Genomic DNA, 18,220 nt, shown 5'->3' on the forward strand with positions numbered 1-18,220 from the left:
GTCGCGGTGCTCTTACTTCTGTTGCGCGCGCTGGATGCGGCGGATGGTCTGGTCGAGGGCCGACAGGAACGCCGAGCGGTCGCGCGGCGAGAACGAACGCGGGCCGCCGGTGATTTCGCCGCTGGAGCGCAGGTCGGTCATCAGGTTGCGCACCGCCAGTGTCATGCCGATGGATTCTTCGGAGAACGGCTTGCCGTTCGGGGCGATCACGTCGGCCCCTGCCTTGACACAGCGCGCCGCCAGCGGGATGTCCGACGTGATGACGATATCGCCTTTTTGCGCGCGTTCCGCAATCCAGTCGTCGGCGGCATCCATCCCCGAACCTGCCGCAACCCGCTCGATCAGCGGATGGTTCGGCACGCGGATGAAATTACCTGCGACCACGCTGACGGGCAGCCCGTGGCGCTCTGCCACGCGGTAAATCTCGTCCTTTACCGGGCAGGCGTCGGCGTCGACATAGATGCGGGTCGTGTGGGTCAAGGCTGTTCCGTTCAGGTTTGCGCTGCTGGTAACCCAACGGCGTGAAAATGGCGAGTGGAAGGCCGGGGATGTCGACTGCAAGGCATGCATTGGAACAGCTTGTCTTCGGGCGAGCTTTGCGTACGATTTGGCCAAGAAACGCAGCGAAACCGAGGAAACTGATGACCGCGCTCAAGCCCTACAGCGTCAACGCCTACAATCTGGCCAAAAACTCCGAAAACAAGATGCACGACGATCAGGTCGCGCGCCGCTTTGGATTCCAGGGCGGACTGGTGCCCGGCGTCGATGTGTTCGCCTACATGACCCACATGCCGGTGGCGAAATGGGGCCGCGCGTTTTTGGAACGGGGTCTGATGGATGGCCGGTTCTTCAAGCCGGTCTACGACGGCGAGACGGCGGTTGTGACGGCGGAAGAGATCGACGGCGGTCTTGCCATCAAGATCGAGAGCCGCGGCGAGTTGTGCGCCACCGGGACCGCATCGATGCCATCCGATACACCGAAAATTTCGCTCGGCGATTTCCAGAGCGCTGCGGTTGTCGGCAAGACGGCTCCCGCCAGCGAGACGTCCTACGCGACCGGCAAGTGGCTTTCCATTCCGCCGTTCACGCTGGGCGTGCAGGGTTCAGCCGACTATCTGCGCGACGTGCGTGAGACCGATCCGCTTTATGGCAACGAGAAGATCGTTCACACCGGCATGCTGCTGCGGACCATGAACTGGGCGCTGATGGAGAATGCCATCCTGGGCCCGTGGATTCATGTCGGCAGCACGATCCGTTATCTGGCGACGGCGGCGGTTGAGGACGAACTCACCGTGCGTGCGAAAGTCACCGGCAACTACGATCGCAAGGGCCACAAGTTCGTCGAGCTTGACGGCGTGATCGTCGCCAACGGCTCAAAGCCTATCGCGCATTGCCAGCATATCGCGATCTACCAGCCGCGCGAGACCATGGCGGCATAGGTTCGTTCATTCTTGCGTGGGTTCGCGGATCATCAGGCATCGCGTAGTCTCTCCACGTCGTCCCCGCGCAGGCGGGGACCCATACTCCCTAAGTCATCGACTTGAGGGAGATGCTGGAGCAATCTTCTCGCTGTCACCAGGCCTGTTGTGGTTATGGGCCCCCGCCTGCGCGGGGACGACGACTGAGTGTGATGCGACAGCGTGCGTCGCTTCGGCTCTTCCAGATTCAATTTTCAAACAGCATGCGCGTGTGGGGCTTGCCCCATTCGCGCCAACGAAAGGCGTGCGCATTCGTTCTCGCGCATCGTGCGAGGTAAGCTTTCGTTCTGCCCCTAGAAATTTGAGGGGCATGGAGCGCCGCGAGGCGCACCTTTGTATCGTCTCGCTTCCGGCATCGCGTGCGAGGCGATGGTCTTCCGGAAGCGCATCGCCTTGCGGCGCTCCATTGCGGCGATTTTGGGCGAGGGGACCGTACTTCCGGGTGCGGACGGGGGAGGTTACTCGACCCCTGATCCGGACGGCTTTCGCCGCCTTCGTCCGCTCCGCGTCCAGCCGGCGAACGGCAGAGCCACATAGTTGGCCCGGACGGTGACCCCAGCCTCCCGGACGTTGTGTTTGCGAGACACACGCGCAGGCGCCGCATCCTGCTCCGCTTCAAAGCGCCCTCGAGAAGCGCCCCTCACGAACAGGACGCAGTGAACTTAAGCGCGCTTCAGAACACGGGGACGCGTATCCCCATCACGAAATGTTGCAGCCATCTGCGCGATACTATCCGCCGTCATTCCGGGGCGCTCGCACACTTGCGAGCGAACCCGGAATCCATCGCGGTGTTGGAGAAATGGATTCCGGGTTCGCGCGAAGAGGCGCGCCCCGGAATGACAGAAACAACAGCTGTATCGCTCTGCTTGATCGTGTCCCTGCATCACCACGATATGCGGTGGCTATGGGTCCCCGCCTTCGCGGGGACGACATCGAATGTGTTGAAGCGCTCGACATTCTCCGCCGTCATTCCGGGGCGCGCGGCTTCGCGCGAACCCGGAATCCATGGCCACTCACCGGATTCCCGCGCATCATCATGGATTCCGGGCCTGCACCTTCGGCGCATCCCGGAATGACGACTTAATATTTGAGGACGGTAGTGGAACGCCGTCTCACGCTGACTTCTTCGCTTTCCGCCCATCCTGAATCGCGCGCCAGACCTTTTCCGATGTCAGCGGCATGTCGATGCTGGTCACGCCTTCATCTGACAATGCGTCGAGCACGGCGTTGACGATGGTCGCGAGGCTTCCGGCGCAGCCCGCTTCGCCGCAGCCCTTGGTGCCAAGCGGGTTCGAGGTCGCGGGCGAGGGGTGGCTGCCCAATGTCATTGACGGAATATCGCCGGCGCGTGGCAGGGCGTAATCCATGAACGAGCCTGTCACCGGCTGGCCGTTGTCGTCGTAGGTCACGCATTCCATCAGCGCCTGACCGATGCCCTGCGCGACGCCGCCGTGAATTTGTCCGGCGACAATCATCGGATTGACCACGGTGCCGAAATCGTTGACGCCGCTGTATCGGACGATCTGCACGTTGCCGGTGTCTGGATCGACTTCGACCTCGGCGGCGTGGCAGCCGTTGGGGAATGTGGAGGGCACGCCCTGCACGGTGTGGTCGACGTCGAGCGAGGAGGGCACGCCCTCCGGCATTTTCGAATTCCGCAGCTTTGCCGCCAGTTCCATGATGCCTATGCCGCGGTCGGTGCCGGCAATCGTGAAGCGCCCGTTGGCGAATTCCATGTCGCCTTCGGAAGCCTCCAGCACATAGGCCGCCGCCTGCTTGCCTTTCTCGATGACCAGCTTCGAAGAGGCGACGATCGCGGCGCCGCTGGCGGTGATCGAGCGCGAGCCGCCGGTGCCGTTGCCGGTGTGAACGATGTCGCTGTCGCCCTGCGTCAGCTTGATGGCGTCGAACGGCACGCCAAGCTGCGCGGCAAGCACCTGCGCGAATGGCGTGGCATGGCCCTGGCCGTAGTCGAGGGTGCCGGTGATGAGCCTGACCGTCCCGTCGGCTTCAAACACGATCTTGCCGAGCTCCGCGCTCGGCGGCGCGGTGATCTCGAGATAGGAGCCGACGGCGATGCCGCGCAGCTTGCCGCGCTTGCGGCTTTCCTTCCTGCGTTTGGCGAAGCCTGCGACATCAGCCTGTTCGACGGCCTTGCTGAAGACACCGGGGAAGTCGCCGCTGTCGTAGGTCAGGCCGTTCGCGGCCGCGTAGGGGATCTGTGCGGGCTTGATAAAGTTGCGCTTGCGCATTGCAAGGCGATCGATGCCCATTTCGTCCGCGGCGCGGTCGATCAGCCGCTCCATGAAGTAGTTGGCTTCCGGGCGGCCCGCGCCGCGATAGGCGCCCATCAGCGTAGTGTTGGTCAGCACGCACTTGATGTCGACGCCGATCAACGGCATGCGATAGACGCTGTTGATGTTCTTGGCGATGTTGAGCGACAGCGGAAGCGGCGCGACGCCGGTGATGTAGGCGCCGAGATTGCCGAAGCCGCGCACGCGCACGCCGAGGAATGCGCCGTCAGCAGCCAGGGCGAGTTCGCAATGCACGTCCTGCGCGCGGCCGTGACTGTCGGAGAGAAAGCTGGTCGAGCGCTCGTCGGTCCATTTCACCGCGCGGCCGAGCTCACGGGCGGCATGCAGGATGCAAATGTATTCGGGATAGTTCGCGTTCTTCATGCCGAACGATCCGCCGACATGATGCGTGCGCAGATGAACCTTGTCGTTTGGGACATTCAGGGTTTTCGCCAGCGACGTGCGGTTGCCGGCGACGCCCTGCGTCGGGATTTCGATGGTGAAGCGCTGGCTCTTTTTGTCGTAGCTGGCGAGCGCCGCGCGCGGCTCCATCGCAACCACGGCGAGGCGCGTGTTGACGATGTCGAGGCGGGTGACGTGAGACGCGCGTGCGAATGCGGCATCGAGCGCCGCGTCGTCGCCGGCATGATAATCGAGCACGACGTTGCCGGGGATGTGGTCGTAGAGCAGCGGCGCGCCGGGCTTTGCGGCGTCTTCCGCGCTGGTGACCGACGGCAGCGGGTCGATATCGACCACGACCGCTTCTCCGGCGTCGCGCGCCTGCGCCAGCGTTTCCGCGACGACGAACGCAACCGGATCGCCGACAAAGCGCACCTTGTCGGTCATCAGCGGCAGCCGGTTGGTTTGCAGCAGCGGTGAGCCGTCACGGTTCTTCATCGGCAGGCCGACGGTGAAGGGATTGTAGCCGGCCGCGGCGAGGTCCTTGCCGGTCCACACGCCGAGCACGCCGGGCATGGCGCGGGCGGCCTCCACATCGATGCCCTTGATGATGCCGTGGGCGTGGGTGCTGCGGACGATCCAGGCATAAGCCTGGCCCGGCAGGCTGATGTCGTCGGTGTAGGTTCCCTTGCCCCGCACCAGCGTATCGTCCTCCTTGCGCCGGACGGGCTGTCCCACGCCGAATTTTTGCAGTGCGATATCGTTGTCGGACGAGACGCGGGAGGGGTGATCGAGCATGAAAAATCCGCTGAAAATCACGGTCCGGCGACGAAAATCGCACTCCGGCCGTGGGGTGTGGGCTGCGCGTTAAACTTAAGACGCCTGAATCCCAGCCACAATGCGTGATCGGGTATGCTGCGGTTGCGCCGGGCACGTACGCTGTTAAACTTTATTTGAACAGGATTGCCGTGGCGTGACGCTCACGCCGCAGAGATGGACCAGTGATCCGGTTCTGACATTCGTATCCCGTCTCACCCGGCACTTTACGAATGTCAGAACCATAGGATCACTGGAATTATAACTTGCTAGTGTCCTTTCGTATCCGACGTTCGTTCGGGAGGTGCTGCGGGGTGAATCGAACGTCGGATACGGGACACTAGCCATGAACGAAGACGTGCGGTTGCACGACGGTGGCGAACCGTCCGTCAGCCCGCCAGTACCGGTTTCGGAGGAGGCGCATGGCCGCGGACATCTCCGCGTTCAGGGCGGCCCCGCGGCCTATGCCGCCCTCGATCTCGGCACCAACAATTGCCGTCTGCTGATTGCGCGAGTCTCGAACGACGGCTTCCGCGTGATCGATTCGTTCTCGCGTATCATCCGGCTGGGGGAGGGCATCTCGACCACGGGCCGGATCAGCGATGCAGCCATTTCCCGCGCGGTCGGTGCGCTGAGCGTCTGCGGCGACAAGATCCGCGCCAGGGGCGCGAAGCGGCTGCGCACCATCGCGACCGAAGCCTGCCGCGCCGCCGACAACGCCGACGCATTCCTCGACCTGATCGAGCGCGAGACCGGCATCAAGCTTGAAGTTATCGACCGCGAGACGGAATCGACGTTGGCGGTGATCGGCTGTTCGCCGCTGCTCGACCCCCGTGCGAAGGGCGCAATCCTGTTCGACATCGGCGGCGGCTCGACCGAAGTGGTGCGGATCGAGCGCCCGGCGGGCGAGCCGCATGCGCCTCCCTTGAAGGGACCGTGGATTTCACTGCCGCTCGGCGTGGTCACGCTCGCGGAGCGTTTTGGCGGCACCCATGTCAGCCGCGAATCCTATGGCGCGATGGTCGATGAAGTCGCGCAGCATCTTGCGCCGTTCGCAGCCAGCCACGGCCACAATCTGTCCGGCATGCATCTGCTCGGCACGTCCGGCACCGTGACGACGGTTGCAGGCATCCATCTCGGTCTTTCCCACTACGACCGGCGCAAGGTCGACGGCTTGTGGATGAACGACAGTGATATGGACCACGCGATCGCGCGGCTGCTCGACATGACCTATCAGGACCGCGCGCGCAATGCATGCATCGGCACCGAGCGGGCCGATCTCGTGCTCGCGGGTTGTGCCATCCTCGACGCCATCCGCAAGGCATTCCCGCTGCCGCGCCTGCGCGTCGCCGACCGCGGCCTGCGCGAAGGCATGCTGGTGGAAATGATGCGGGCCGACGGCGCGATCCTGGCCTGCTAAATCCGTTCAGATGCCGTGACGGCGCGGCTGAAACGTCGTAAGGGGTGCGTGAGCGCATCTGCTTTTTGTTCGGCATGATCCTTTCCGAAAACCGGTTCCCGCTTTTCGGGGATCATGCCGCTGGAAACCAACTCTCATGGCGAAAGACACCACCGGACGGCTGCATGTCACAGTGAAAAGCGGCGGCAAGCGCAAGCTGTCGTCGAAACTCTGGCTGGAACGTCAGCTCAACGATCCGTATGTCGTGCAGGCCAAGCGCGACGGCTTCCGCTCGCGCGCCGCGTACAAGTTGCGCGAGATCGACGACAAGCAGCGCTTCCTCAAACAAGGGCAGGTGGTGGTCGATCTCGGCGCAGCGCCCGGCGGATGGAGCCAGATCGCTGCGAAACGCGTCGGCGCGATGGAGGGCAGGGGCAAGGTTATCGCCATCGATCTTCTGGAGATGCCGGAACTTCCGGGCGTGGCGTTCGCGCAAATGGATTTCCTCGACGACCGCGCGCCCGAGAAGCTCCGCGCAATGATCGGCGGCGGCGCGGATGTCGTGATGTCGGACATGGCCGCCAACACCACCGGTCACCGCAAGACCGATCAGTTGCGTATCATCGGCCTGGTCGAGAACGCTGCGGCGTTCGCCTGCGAAATCCTCAATCCCGGCGGGACTTTTCTGGCGAAGGTGTTTCAGAGCGGCGCGGAGGCGGAGCTGGTGGCGCAGCTCAAACGCGATTTCAAGACTGTGAAGCATGTGAAGCCTGCCGCCAGCCGGCAGGATTCATCCGAGCGCTATGTGTTGGCGCTGGGATTTCGCGGCGACAATGCGCAGAACGAATCGTCTTAGCGATTAACCCAGCTTCTGGTCGCGAGCGTCGTGGGTTTGCTCCGCCGCGGCGGCTTCCGCAGCTTGCGGGGTCTCCTCCACTGGCACCCGATGGCCCGAAATTTCGTGGCCTGCATCCTCGGGCAATTTCCAGAACGAATACGCCGACAGCGCCGACAGCACGGCGACGATCAGGAACGCCGGCCAGAAATCGCCCGCGCTGAGCTCCATGGAGTGGTTCGCCGCCATTGTCGCCTCGACGGCGAAGGCGCCGACCGCGACGCCCGCTGAAATCGCAAGCTGCTGGTTGACGCTGACTAGCGTCGTCGCGCGGCTCATTTCGCCGGGGGTGACTTCTGCGTAGGCCATGGTGTTGATCGCGGTGAATTGCAGCGAGCGGAAAAAGCCGCCGACCACCAGAATGATCATGATCAGCAGCAGCGGCGTCGATGGCGTGAACAGGGCGCAGGCGGCCAGAAAGAACGAACTCACCACCGCGTTGATGACCATGATGTTGCGGAAGCCGAAGGTGCGGATGATCCGCGCGGCAAGAGTCTTCATGCCGAGCGCGCCGACCGCGGAGGCGAATGTCACCAGACCCGACTTGAACGGCGACAGACCGAAACCGACCTGCATCAGGAGCGGCAGCAGGAACGGCAGCGCGCCGATGCCAAGGCGATACATGAAGCCGCCGGTGAGACTGGCGCGCAGGGTCGGGTGCTTGATCAGGGTGAAGTCCAGCACCGGCGATGCGGTTCGCTTGGCGTGATACAGATAGAGACCCATGCTTATCGCGCCGCCCACGATCAATCCGACGACGATTTGCCATGGCAGCAGGCCGAGACCGGCGACCGACAGCCCGAAGGCCAGACCGGCAACCCCCAATCCCGCGAGAACCAGCCCGACCACGTCAAAGCGTTCGGGATTCTCGCTCTTGATCGGATCGATGTACTTCAGCGCCATCCAGATGCCGAGCAACCCGATCGGAATGTTGATCAGGAAAATCCAGTGCCAGGAGAAATACGTGGTGATGAAACCGCCGAGCGGCGGTCCGATCACGGGGCCGATCAGCGCGGGCACCGTGACCCACGCCATCGCGTTGACCAGCGCACTCTTGTCGATGGAGCGCAGCAGCACCAGCCGCCCGACCGGCGTCATCATCGCCCCGCCGATGCCCTGGATGATGCGCGCGATGACGAAATCGGTGACCGACGTCGACAGGGCGCAGCCGATCGAGCCGACCATGAATACGCCGATGGCGATGCTGAACACGGCGCGCGCGCCGAAGCGATCGGCAGTCCAGCCGCTTGCCGGAATGAAAACGGCGAGCGAGAGCAGGTAGGACGTGATCGCGAGTTTCAGTGTCAGCGGGCTGGTGCCGATGTCGGCGGCGATGGCGGGCAAGGAGGTCGCGATCACCGTCGAGTCCATGTTTTCCATGAACAGGGCGCAAGCCACGATCAGCGGTATCAGGCGTTCCTTCTGCATCGGCTCTGCTGTGTGGAAGGATTTGAAGAAAAGACGGGCGAAAAGAGAATGACACCTGTTAGGCCAGTCTTGAGGGGCGGGGTCAATAAACTCGCCGTGAGGTGACCCGTTCCGGGAAAGCCTGTTGCCAGAGGGGCTATTGCAGATGTCCCATGCGTAAAAACCTCTGATTTTCGAGCGAAATGCTTTGAAACGTCATGGGGGCGTGCTATCGACCACCGCCAACCCCACTGATGGGCTTCGATTCGAGCGACGCGTTAGCGGACCGCTCGATTTTGCACATCCAGAGGTTTTTACCGCAGCCACGGGCTGCCGAACGGAGTTGGCAATGGCAATCACGCAATCGGGTCAGGGTATTCGCGAAGCATTCACATTCGACGATGTGCTGCTGAAACCCGGTTTGTCTGACATCATGCCGTCCGACGCCGATGTCCGGACCCACCTGACCCGCGCCATTCCGCTCAACATTCCGATCATTGCCTCGGCGATGGACACCGTCACCGAAGCTGCGATGGCAATTGCGATGGCGCAATCGGGCGGTATCGGCGTGCTTCACCGCAACTTCGATCCGGACGGCCAGGCCGCGCAGGTCCGTCAGGTCAAGAAATATGAATCCGGCATGGTGGTGAACCCGCTCACCATCGGACCTGATGCCAAGCTGGTCGATGCGCTGACGCTGATGAAGGATCACGGCATTTCCGGTGTTCCTGTTGTGACCGGCGGCGGCAACGGCCAGCCGGGCAAGCTGGTCGGCATTCTGACCAACCGCGACGTGCGCTTTGCAACCGATCCGGAGCAGAAGGTTTCGGAACTGATGACGCATCAGAACCTCATCACGGTCAGGGAAGGCGTCAGCCAGACTGAAGCCAAGAAGATGCTGCATCAGAACCGTATCGAAAAGCTGCTGGTGGTCGATGACCAGTATCGCTGCGTCGGCCTCATCACGGTCAAGGACATGGAAAAGGCGGTGGCTTATCCGCTCGCGTCGAAGGATGCGCAGGGCCGCCTCCGTGTTGCTGCCGCAACCACCGTTGGCGATGGCGGCTTCGAGCGCACCGAAAAGCTGATCGAGGCGGGTGTGGACGTTATCGTTGTCGACACCGCGCATGGTCATTCCATGCGGGTGCTGGAGGCGGTCAACCGCATCAAGCGGCTGTCGAATGCCGTGCAGGTTGTCGCAGGCAACGTCGCAACCACCGAGGGAACGCAGGCGCTGATCGATTCCGGCGCGGATGCGATCAAGGTCGGCATCGGGCCGGGCTCGATCTGCACCACGCGGATTGTTGCAGGTGTCGGCGTGCCGCAGCTCACCGCGATCATGGATGCGGTGGAAGCTGCGAAGAAGGCGAACATTCCGGTGATCGCCGACGGCGGCATCAAGTATTCCGGCGATCTCGCCAAGGCGCTTGCCGCCGGCGCGGACGTTGCGATGGTCGGCTCGCTGCTGGCTGGCACCGACGAGACGCCGGGCGAAGTGTTCCTGTGGCAGGGCCGCTCCTACAAGGCCTATCGCGGCATGGGCTCTGTCGGTGCGATGGCACGCGGCTCCGCCGATCGCTACTTCCAGCAGGATATCAAGGACACGCTCAAGCTTGTGCCGGAAGGCATCGAAGGGCAGGTGCCTTACAAGGGCCCAGTCGCCAACGTGCTCCATCAGCTCGCCGGCGGCCTGCGCGCCGCGATGGGTTATGTCGGTGCGAAGGATATCGAGGACTTCCACGCCAAGGCGGAATTCGTCCGCATCACCGGCGCGGGTCTGCGCGAAAGCCACGTCCACGACGTCACCATCACCCGCGAAAGCCCGAACTATCCGGGCGGCAGCTAAAAAGCCCGTCCAATTTCGGCCTCAACGGCCTGTCAAAACGCGTACACTCGCGCGGCATCCGTGTTGCTTCGCGCAATATGGCCGCGCTCATTCAAGCACATCCCTCGCTTATTGAACCGGCCGGGTTCGGCCGCAATGCGTCCAACATTTCAGAAAAGAAGAACACTATGGTTGACTGGACAGACGACAGGATTACCGCGCTCTCCGATCAGGATCTGAAGAACCTGCTGGTTAACGCTGAGCGCAGGTCGGTCGCGGATGTCGCGGATAAGTGCAAGGCGGAGCTTGAGAAGCGCAACGCCGCCAAGCCGCGCAAGGCATCGAAGCCGCGCTCGGAGCTAAAGGAGTTCGAGCACTCGGTGTCGGAACAGCTTGCCGAAGTCGGCAAGGAGATGGCGGCCAAATACGACCTATCCGAGGAGACCGCGAAAGCGAAGTCGGAAGGCGTGAAAGGCTTCAAGGCGCACCGGCTGCTGGACTCGAAAGGCTACGCCAAGCTCGGCGGCATGCAGCGCGACGGCTCGGTCGCGATCGAGCGCTATATCTCCTATCGCCGCGGCGAGAGCACGGCCTATCTCGGGGTGTTTCTCCTCAAGGACGCACCGGCGGAAGATCACGAATTCCATGTGATCGCGCCGCAGGCATTTCTCGACGGCGGCAAGCCGGTCGCCGAAATTCGCCCGACGGCCACGGACAAGCAGAAGCAGCCCGCGGACAGCGGCCTGTCCTTCAAGGACTTGCCGAGCGCTGCGGAGGCGTTCGACAAGGCGCTGGCGAAGCTGACGGCCTGACGGCGCTCGCGTCACTGACCATTTTTATTCTGTTTTAAACGGAAATGAGCGGCATGGATGCCATGCCGCTCCGCCCGCGCGTGGCGACATGGCCATGCGTGGTTCTCTCGGCTAAATAACACTCACGTTCATAGAAACCGAGGAAACACCATGTCCCAGTCAGCCAAGCGTATCGTCCTTGCATCCCGTCCTGAGGGCGAACCGAAGCCGGGCAATTTTCGGCTTGAGGAATATCCGGTGCCGACGCCGGGCGAGGGGCAGATCCTGCTGCGAACGATCTGGCTGTCTTTGGATCCGTACATGCGCGGCCGCATGAGCGACGGGCCGTCGTACTCTGCGCCGGTGCCGATCGACGGCGTGATGGAAGGCGGCACGGTCGCCGAAGTCGTTGCGTCAAACAACCCCGGTTTCGCCAAGGGCGACATCGTGCTCGCGCATTCGGGCTGGCAGCAGTACGGCCTGTCGGACGGAAAGGGACTGCGCAAGGTCGACCCGAAAATCGCGCCGATCTCGACGGCGGTGGGTGTGCTCGGTATGCCGGGTATGACCGCCTACACCGGCCTGCTTGAAATCGGCAAGCCGAAGGCGGGCGAGACGGTGGTGGTTGCGGCTGCGTCGGGCGCTGTTGGTTCGGCGGTCGGCCAGATCGCGAAGATCAAGGGCGCGCGCGCGGTCGGCATCGCGGGCGGCAAGGACAAGTGCGACTACGTCAAGAACGAACTCGGCTTCGACGATTGTCTCGACCATCGCGATCCAGACCTGAAGGCCAAGCTGAAGGACGCCTGTCCGAAGGGCATCGACGTTTACTTCGAGAACGTCGGCGGCAAGGTGTTCGATACGGTGTTTCCGCAGCTGAACCCGTTCGCGCGAATCCCGGTGTGCGGACTGATCGCCGACTACAACACCATCTTCGGCAAGGACACGCCGACGCCGCCCTGGGCGAATTCGATCATGCGCGCCATCTTGGTGAAGCGCCTGACATTCCGCGGTTTCATCGTCAGCGACTTCGCGGCGATGTTCCCGGATTTCATCCGCGACATGTCGCAGTGGCTCAAGGAAGGCAAGCTCAAGCACAAGGAGTTCGTCACCGAGGGTATCGAGAGCGCGCCGGAAGCGTTCATCGGCCTGCTCAGGGGTGCGAACTTCGGCAAGCAGCTTGTGCGCGTCGGGCCCGACAAGGTGTAACGCGGCTTCACCTCTCCCGTGGGGAGAGGTCGATGCACGAAGTGCATCGGGTGAGGGCGTACGCTCTCTCGATAGATTCTACGCCCTCACCCCAACCCTCTCCCCACGGGAGAGGGAATTGCATCGCATGTGCATCGAATGAGGTATTTCAGTTCCGACATTCAAGGTCACACCACCGTCGAGGGCTCCAGCACCGAAAACAGATCGAGATTGACCTGCCCCGCCGCGCGAACGTGGCGGACTTCGAAACCGTCCGGCTGAAAAGCGTATTCGACCAGCCCGGTTTCCTTGATGCCGATCAGTTCCTGCTTCGCGTTGGACTTGATCACGAAGGAGGTCGATGGCGCCCAGATGTGGCGCACGTTGCCGAACGTGACGTCCCGGCGCTGATGGACATGGCCGCAGGCCACCAGCCGCAGCTTCGCGCTGCCAAGCATGTCGACCAGATCGCTGCGCGCTGGCATCGGGACGTAGCGGAATGATGTGGCCGCAAGCTCTGCATCGTCTGGTGAGTCCTTGTAGAGCGGCTTGTGAATGAACAGCGCCACCGGCTTGCCGCGCGCTTCGGACAATTGCTCGGCGAGCCATTCGCGCTGTTCGGCCTCGCAGGGGAGTGAGGTGTTCATCACCAGCGAGTTCAGTCCGATGAAACACCAGCCCGCGGCATCGAACTGCCAGCGATCTTCGCCGAATGTCGCAATGAAGTTCTGCCGGTTTTCTTCGGAGGCGCGCTGTGTGGGTTGCACGCCGACCAGGGTCGGATTGTCGCCGATGTCGTGATTGCCGGGAAGATACCGGCAGTCGACGGGCAGCGCGTCGTGCAGGGCTTTTGCGAAATCGAGATCGTCCGGATGATCCGGGCCGTCGAACGCAACGTCGCCGCTGTTGATGACGATGTCGGGCCTGTTGTCGTCGATGTGCTGGCTCACCCGGTGGAAATTTTCGATGAACTCGGGAAAGCGGGCGCCGAGATGTGTGTCGGTGATCTGGGTCAGACGGAAGCTGGGCTTTACGCTGGACATGGCGAGGCTCCTTTGCGGAGCAACTTACACGCGGCGCATGTCAGTGAGATGGCCTGATGATCAGTGTGGTGCGTTTAAAACGTGCGGAGAAAATGGAAAAATTTTTAGGTGATGAAGTGCGTCCCCGTTGAAAATAGCGATCTTGAAAATGCTTCGGTTATAAAAATTCTGGCGACCGGTGCTTCACAGCACGCGGTAACGGATAGCGAAGGTGTCGTCCGGTCGTCCTCGTGCCGTTTCAGTGTGCGCGCCGGACACGACGCGATCGACCATGTGCCATGGTCCGAATTCATCGGACGGGCTGGGGTTCGGCGGCAGCCGCAGCTTGAATGCGCGCTGCGCCTGACCGGGCAGGCTGAGAATGACCATGCGCTCCGAGGTCCGGAACTTCAGCGGAACGTGGCCGCGCAGCACGGCGCGTCCGTCTGCGGTCGCGCGCAGATCGTCATCGAGCTGCGCCAGCGTCTGATTGAGATCGGTCAGGAGCTGCACCTGCGCATCGCGCTTCAGGTCGGCCCCCGCCGCAGCGGGCGGCAGCCGGATTTCAAATTCCACAGCGGGTGCCTTGGCGATGATTCCGAGATGCGTGAGCGCGGCGGTGCGCAGGCTGAAAGCGCCGGCTGCCAGCGCGCCCATCATGAGAACGACGCCGAGGCTGCGCACGGCGACGCCGCGGAGAGTTGTCATGCCCTTTGTTGCGTTGGTCATCTCAGCACCCGGTCTGACCCTGAAAATGGAACTTCTGAGCATTGGTCGTCGTTGTCTGTGGACAGGTTCACAGTCCGCCGGGAATGATTTTCCGGGCGGGCAGAGGCTGCTCAGGCGCGGGCTGCGCCGGATTTGGGGTATTTCAAATGATGATTCAGATGATTCTGCTGCCGACATTCGTTCTGGTCGGCCTGACGTTGCTTGTCCTGTTCTGGCGCGGCCGCGATGGGACAAGGCCTGCCGTGGATGGCGACTGGTTCGGTTATCATCTCCACACGCTGTTTTATGTGGTGGTCGTGCTGGCGATCGAGACCCGGCATGCCGATCTGATCATGGTCTTGCTGGCCTGGGTGTTCGTGGTGCTGCAGGTGTTTCAGGCCGGATTTCTGGTCACCACCGCAAATGCGCGCGGATCGCTGTTTTTCATTTCAGGGGCGCTGGTCCTGCTGGCCATGTGGCTGTATTTCGCCATTCGCGTCTTGTTTCTCATCTGAGACGCGGCTAGGTCAGGCGTCTGTTCTCTGATCTTGCATGCCTGAAAGACCACGATGACGCCTGCCGCGCGGCTGTCCGCAGCCATTGAGATTCTTCAAGCGATCGACGCGCAGCGCATTCCCGCGCCGAACGCGCTGAAGGAGTGGGGCACCGCGCATCGTTTCGCAGGTTCGGGCGACCGCGCCGCGATTGCAGGACTGGTGTTCGACGTGCTTCGCCGCCGCGCGTCGTCGGCGTGGCTGATGGATGCCGACACGCCGCGTGCGCGGCTGCTCGGCATGCTCAAGCTTGAACGCGGGCTCAGCGCCGATGCCGTTGCGGCGCTGTGCGATGGCGGGCGTTTCGCGCCCGAGCCTCTCACGGAGACCGAACGCGCCGCTTTCACATCGCGGACGCTGAAGGATGCGCCGGCGCATGTCGCGGGCGATTACCCTGAATGGCTCGATGCTCAATTCGCCGCCGTGTTCGGTGATACGCGTGTGGAGGAAGCCACCGCGATGGCCAGTCGTGCGCCACTCGATTTGCGCGTCAACACCCTGAAGGCCAAGCATGAGAAGGTGCTTGGCTCAATGAAGCACCTTGGTGCCCGGGCCACGCCGTGGTCGCCATGGGGTTTGCGGATCGATCTCGGCGCCGATGCGCGCAATCCGGGCATCCATTCGGAAGAGGATTTCATCAAGGGCGGGGTCGAGGTACAGGACGAAGGCTCGCAACTTGCGGCGTTCCTGACCGGGGCGAAGCCCGGCGAGCAGGTGATCGACATGTGCGCCGGTGCGGGCGGGAAAACGCTGGCGCTGGCGGCGATGATGCAGGGCAAGGGCCGGCTCATTGCTACGGATCACGACAAGCGGCAGCTCGCGCCGATCCACGAGCGGCTGTCGCGCGCGGGCGTTCACAACGCCGATGTACGCACGCCGAAGGGCCCCGACGATACGCTGTCCGATATCAAGGCGTCGGCGGATCTCGTGGTGATCGACGCGCCGTGCACCGGCACGGGAACCTGGCGGCGCAATCCCGATGCGAAGTGGCGGATGCGCCCCGGCGCACTGGAGGTTCGTATCAAGGATCAAATCGGAGTGCTGGATCGCGCGTCCTCGCTGGCGAAGCCGGGCGGGCGGATCGCCTACATCACCTGTTCGGTTCTGCCGCAGGAGAACAACGCGCAGGTGAAAGCTTTCACGGCGCGCCATCCGGACTATACGGTGGTGCCACCTGAGCAGGTGATGTCGGTGCTTTGGGACAAGGCGGACGATTTCGCCGCCGCAACGATCCAGTCGGACGAGGGGTTGCTCATGACCCCGCGCCGGACCGGAACGGACGGGTTCTTTGTGTCGGTGATGACGCGCCGGACCTGATCTGTCAGCCGTGAAGATGGTTGGCCGATCCCTGAACGATCTTGCCGTCGGCATTTAAGCGCAGATATTCGCAGATCTCGTGTCCGAGTTCATCGCGGTAAAACACGACAAGGCTGTCCGGACTGACGAAGGCATTGATCAGCGTGAAATGGAGCTTTGGGCGCAGGGGCAGGGCGCGGCCCCAATAGGCGCGAAGGTTGTCCTTGCCGCGCAGCCGTCCGGTCGGATCGAAACCCAGCTTGATGATCTTGTCCGAGACCATTTCGCTGTCGTCGGCATAGAGCGCCAGAACCTGCTCGAGATCGCGGCTGTTCCAGGCGGCGATCCACGTGTCTGCGAAGGCGGTCCGCTGGTCGAGAGTCTTTTCCAGATCTTGCATGTTCCCCTCCCGATATACAATTAGGTCAGTAATATTGACCTAATTTAAGGCAAGTCAACGGGGAGCTTTTTGATGGGTGGATTGCGCCAGTGGACCCGCTTTGCCGGGTTGCGACTCCGCGCCCCGTCGCGTATTTCCTGCCCATGACAGCACACAGCCAGACCGCTCCAGCGACGCCCGACGTGGCGGCCGCTCACGAAAAGATTCTGATTGTCGATTTCGGCTCGCAGGTGACCCAGCTCATCGCGCGCCGTGTCCGTGAGGACGGCGTTTATTCAGAAATCGTGCCGTTCCAGAAGGCCGAAGCGGCTTTCCGGGAGATGAAGCCTAAAGCCGTGATCCTTTCCGGCGGCCCGGCCTCGGTGCTCGATCAGGATGCACCGTCCGCGCCGATGTCGATCCTGACCGCGGGCGTGCCTGTGCTCGGCATCTGCTACGGCGAGCAGACCATGGCGCAGCAGCTCGGCGGCACCGTCGAGGCCGGCCATCACCGCGAGTTCGGCCGCGCGCTGATCGAGGTCACGGACGATTGTGCGCTGTTCGAGGATGTCTGGAAGGTCGGCGAAAAGCACTACGTCTGGATGAGCCACGGTGACCGAGTCACCAAGCTGCCGGACGGTTTTCGCGGCGTGGCGAAAGCGCCGGGCTCGCCGATCTCCGTGATCGCCGACGACAAGCGCAAGTTCTACGCGATGCAGTTTCATCCCGAAGTGGTGCATACGCCGGATGGCGCGAAGCTGATCAGGAATTTCGTGCGCAAGGTCGCGGGACTGAAGGGCGACTGGACCATGCGCGCCTTCCGCGAGGAAGCGATTGAAAAAATCCGCGCGCAGGTCGGCAACGGCAGGGTGATCTGCGGCCTGTCGGGCGGCGTCGATTCATCCGTCGCGGCGATCCTGATTCACGAAGCCATCGGCGATCAGCTCACCTGCGTGTTCGTCGATCACGGCATGCTGCGCAAGGACGAGGCCAAGACCGTTGTCGATCTGTTCCGGCATCATTACAATATTCCACTGGTTCACGTGGACGCGTCGAAGACCTTCCTCGGCGAGCTTGAAGGCGTCACCGATCCGGAAGTGAAGCGCAAGACCATCGGGCGTCTGTTCATCGATGTGTTCGATGAAGAAGCCAAGAAGATCGGCGGCGCGGACTTCCTCGCCCAGGGCACACTCTATCCCGACGTGATCGAAAGCGTCTCGTTCACCGGCGGCCCGTCGGTGACGATCAAGTCGCATCACAATGTCGGCGGCCTGCCCGCACGCATGAAGATGAAGCTGGTCGAGCCGCTGCGCGAACTCTTCAAGGACGAGGTGCGCGCGCTGGGCCGCGAACTCGGTCTGCCGGACGTGTTCGTGGGACGCCATCCGTTTCCGGGTCCGGGGCTTGCGATCCGCTGTCCGGGCGAGATCACCCGCGAGAAGCTGGACATCCTGCGCGAGGCCGATGCGGTTTATATCGACCAGATCCGCAAGGCGGGTCTCTACGACACCATCTGGCAGGCGTTCGCGGTGCTGCTGCCGGTGAAGACCGTGGGCGTGATGGGCGACGGCCGCACCTATGAGTATGTGGTCGGCCTGCGCGCGGTGACATCCACCGACGGCATGACGGCGGACTTCTATCCGTTCGACATGAAGTTTTTGGGCGAAACCGCAACGCGCATCATCAACGAGGTGAAGGGCGTCAACCGCGTGGTCTACGACGTGACGAGCAAACCGCCGGGCACGATCGAGTGGGAATAATCCGAGCCTATC

At 62.7% G+C, this 18,220-nt stretch carries 15 protein-coding genes; 9 read left to right on the plus strand and 6 right to left on the minus strand.

The window, feature by feature from the left end; genetic code table 11:
- Positions 1-12: 12 nt before the first annotated feature.
- Complete coding sequence (locus ACP7AL_RS23175; RefSeq protein WP_425994675.1) at positions 13-480, minus strand: YaiI/YqxD family protein; 468 nt, start codon at positions 478-480, stop codon at positions 13-15.
- A 161-nt stretch (positions 481-641) separates the two neighbouring features.
- On the opposite strand from ACP7AL_RS23175, the gene ACP7AL_RS23180 reads away from it, so the two are divergent.
- Positions 642-1,439, plus strand: a complete 798-nt coding sequence (locus tag ACP7AL_RS23180) for a hypothetical protein (RefSeq protein ID WP_425994677.1) — start codon at positions 642-644, stop codon at positions 1,437-1,439.
- A gap of 1,151 nt (positions 1,440-2,590) precedes the next feature.
- Here the strand turns inward: ACP7AL_RS23180 and ACP7AL_RS23185 are convergent.
- The gene (locus ACP7AL_RS23185) at positions 2,591-4,969 is read right to left on the minus strand and encodes a xanthine dehydrogenase family protein molybdopterin-binding subunit (protein ID WP_425994679.1); all 2,379 of its coding nucleotides are present in this window, start codon (positions 4,967-4,969) and stop codon (positions 2,591-2,593) included.
- A gap of 364 nt (positions 4,970-5,333) precedes the next feature.
- On the opposite strand from ACP7AL_RS23185, the gene ACP7AL_RS23190 reads away from it, so the two are divergent.
- Both ACP7AL_RS23190 and ACP7AL_RS23195 read left to right on the plus strand, forming a co-directional pair.
- On the plus strand, positions 5,334-6,407 hold the full coding sequence (locus tag ACP7AL_RS23190; protein ID WP_425994681.1) for a Ppx/GppA phosphatase family protein: 1,074 nt from the start codon (positions 5,334-5,336) through the stop codon (positions 6,405-6,407).
- Positions 6,408-6,543: 136 nt separating this feature from the next.
- Positions 6,544-7,242: an RlmE family RNA methyltransferase gene (locus ACP7AL_RS23195; protein ID WP_425994683.1), complete on the plus strand. Its 699-nt coding sequence runs from the start codon at positions 6,544-6,546 to the stop codon at positions 7,240-7,242.
- Positions 7,243-7,245: 3 nt separating this feature from the next.
- Here the strand turns inward: ACP7AL_RS23195 and ACP7AL_RS23200 are convergent, their stop codons facing one another.
- A complete protein-coding gene (locus tag ACP7AL_RS23200) occupies positions 7,246-8,709 on the minus strand; it encodes a DHA2 family efflux MFS transporter permease subunit (RefSeq protein ID WP_425994685.1) in 1,464 nt (487 codons plus the stop codon).
- Between the two features lie 328 nt (positions 8,710-9,037).
- Between ACP7AL_RS23200 and guaB the strand changes: the two genes are divergently transcribed.
- From guaB to ACP7AL_RS23215, 3 genes are all read left to right on the plus strand, one after another.
- Positions 9,038-10,534: an IMP dehydrogenase gene (guaB, locus tag ACP7AL_RS23205; protein WP_006020209.1), complete on the plus strand. Its 1,497-nt coding sequence runs from the start codon at positions 9,038-9,040 to the stop codon at positions 10,532-10,534.
- A 167-nt stretch (positions 10,535-10,701) separates the two neighbouring features.
- A complete protein-coding gene (locus ACP7AL_RS23210; protein WP_425994687.1) occupies positions 10,702-11,325 on the plus strand; it encodes a hypothetical protein in 624 nt (207 codons plus the stop codon).
- A gap of 150 nt (positions 11,326-11,475) precedes the next feature.
- Complete coding sequence (locus ACP7AL_RS23215; RefSeq protein ID WP_425994689.1) at positions 11,476-12,510, plus strand: NADP-dependent oxidoreductase; 1,035 nt, start codon at positions 11,476-11,478, stop codon at positions 12,508-12,510.
- Between the two features lie 167 nt (positions 12,511-12,677).
- On the opposite strand, the gene ACP7AL_RS23220 is transcribed toward ACP7AL_RS23215, so the two are convergent.
- Entirely contained in the window at positions 12,678-13,532 is an 855-nt protein-coding gene (locus tag ACP7AL_RS23220) for a metallophosphoesterase family protein (protein WP_425994691.1), read from the minus strand.
- A gap of 183 nt (positions 13,533-13,715) precedes the next feature.
- A complete protein-coding gene (locus ACP7AL_RS23225; RefSeq protein ID WP_425994693.1) occupies positions 13,716-14,240 on the minus strand; it encodes a hypothetical protein in 525 nt (174 codons plus the stop codon).
- A 146-nt stretch (positions 14,241-14,386) separates the two neighbouring features.
- On the opposite strand from ACP7AL_RS23225, the gene ACP7AL_RS23230 reads away from it, so the two are divergent.
- Both ACP7AL_RS23230 and ACP7AL_RS23235 read left to right on the plus strand, forming a co-directional pair.
- Positions 14,387-14,734 (plus strand): hypothetical protein, encoded by a 348-nt coding sequence (locus tag ACP7AL_RS23230; protein WP_006020214.1) that lies wholly within the window; start codon positions 14,387-14,389, stop codon positions 14,732-14,734.
- A gap of 54 nt (positions 14,735-14,788) precedes the next feature.
- Positions 14,789-16,090 carry an RsmB/NOP family class I SAM-dependent RNA methyltransferase gene (locus tag ACP7AL_RS23235; RefSeq protein ID WP_425994695.1) on the plus strand — a complete coding sequence of 434 codons (1,302 nt, stop codon included), beginning with the start codon at positions 14,789-14,791 and terminating at the stop codon, positions 16,088-16,090.
- 4 nt (positions 16,091-16,094) lie between these two features.
- Here ACP7AL_RS23235 and ACP7AL_RS23240 read toward each other — a convergent pair whose 3' ends face one another.
- On the minus strand, positions 16,095-16,469 hold the full coding sequence (locus ACP7AL_RS23240) for a nuclear transport factor 2 family protein (protein ID WP_425994697.1): 375 nt from the start codon (positions 16,467-16,469) through the stop codon (positions 16,095-16,097).
- A 143-nt stretch (positions 16,470-16,612) separates the two neighbouring features.
- On the opposite strand from ACP7AL_RS23240, the gene guaA reads away from it, so the two are divergent.
- A complete protein-coding gene (guaA, locus tag ACP7AL_RS23245) occupies positions 16,613-18,208 on the plus strand; it encodes a glutamine-hydrolyzing GMP synthase (protein WP_425994699.1) in 1,596 nt (531 codons plus the stop codon).
- Positions 18,209-18,220: the final 12 nt, after the last annotated feature.

The organism is Afipia sp. DC4300-2b1, assembly GCF_049895725.1.
GTDB classification, from domain to species: domain Bacteria; phylum Pseudomonadota; class Alphaproteobacteria; order Rhizobiales; family Xanthobacteraceae; genus Afipia; species Afipia broomeae.

Excerpts from the sequence above, each read along its gene's own strand:
- ACP7AL_RS23240 (WP_425994697.1), bottom strand. The coding sequence starts at position 16,469 with ATGCAAGATCTGGAAAAGACTCTCGACCAGCGGACCGCCTTCGCAGAC.
- ACP7AL_RS23195 (WP_425994683.1), top strand. The coding sequence starts at position 6,544 with ATGGCGAAAGACACCACCGGACGGCTGCATGTCACAGTGAAAAGCGGC.
- guaA (WP_425994699.1), top strand. The coding sequence starts at position 16,613 with ATGACAGCACACAGCCAGACCGCTCCAGCGACGCCCGACGTGGCGGCC.
- ACP7AL_RS23180 (WP_425994677.1), top strand. The coding sequence starts at position 642 with ATGACCGCGCTCAAGCCCTACAGCGTCAACGCCTACAATCTGGCCAAA.
- ACP7AL_RS23190 (WP_425994681.1), top strand. The coding sequence starts at position 5,334 with ATGAACGAAGACGTGCGGTTGCACGACGGTGGCGAACCGTCCGTCAGC.
- guaB (WP_006020209.1), top strand. The coding sequence starts at position 9,038 with ATGGCAATCACGCAATCGGGTCAGGGTATTCGCGAAGCATTCACATTC.
- ACP7AL_RS23220 (WP_425994691.1), bottom strand. The coding sequence starts at position 13,532 with ATGTCCAGCGTAAAGCCCAGCTTCCGTCTGACCCAGATCACCGACACA.
- ACP7AL_RS23225 (WP_425994693.1), bottom strand. The coding sequence starts at position 14,240 with ATGACCAACGCAACAAAGGGCATGACAACTCTCCGCGGCGTCGCCGTG.
- ACP7AL_RS23215 (WP_425994689.1), top strand. The coding sequence starts at position 11,476 with ATGTCCCAGTCAGCCAAGCGTATCGTCCTTGCATCCCGTCCTGAGGGC.
- ACP7AL_RS23230 (WP_006020214.1), top strand. The coding sequence starts at position 14,387 with ATGATGATTCAGATGATTCTGCTGCCGACATTCGTTCTGGTCGGCCTG.
- ACP7AL_RS23235 (WP_425994695.1), top strand. The coding sequence starts at position 14,789 with ATGACGCCTGCCGCGCGGCTGTCCGCAGCCATTGAGATTCTTCAAGCG.
- ACP7AL_RS23210 (WP_425994687.1), top strand. The coding sequence starts at position 10,702 with ATGGTTGACTGGACAGACGACAGGATTACCGCGCTCTCCGATCAGGAT.
- ACP7AL_RS23200 (WP_425994685.1), bottom strand. The coding sequence starts at position 8,709 with ATGCAGAAGGAACGCCTGATACCGCTGATCGTGGCTTGCGCCCTGTTC.
- ACP7AL_RS23185 (WP_425994679.1), bottom strand. The coding sequence starts at position 4,969 with ATGCTCGATCACCCCTCCCGCGTCTCGTCCGACAACGATATCGCACTG.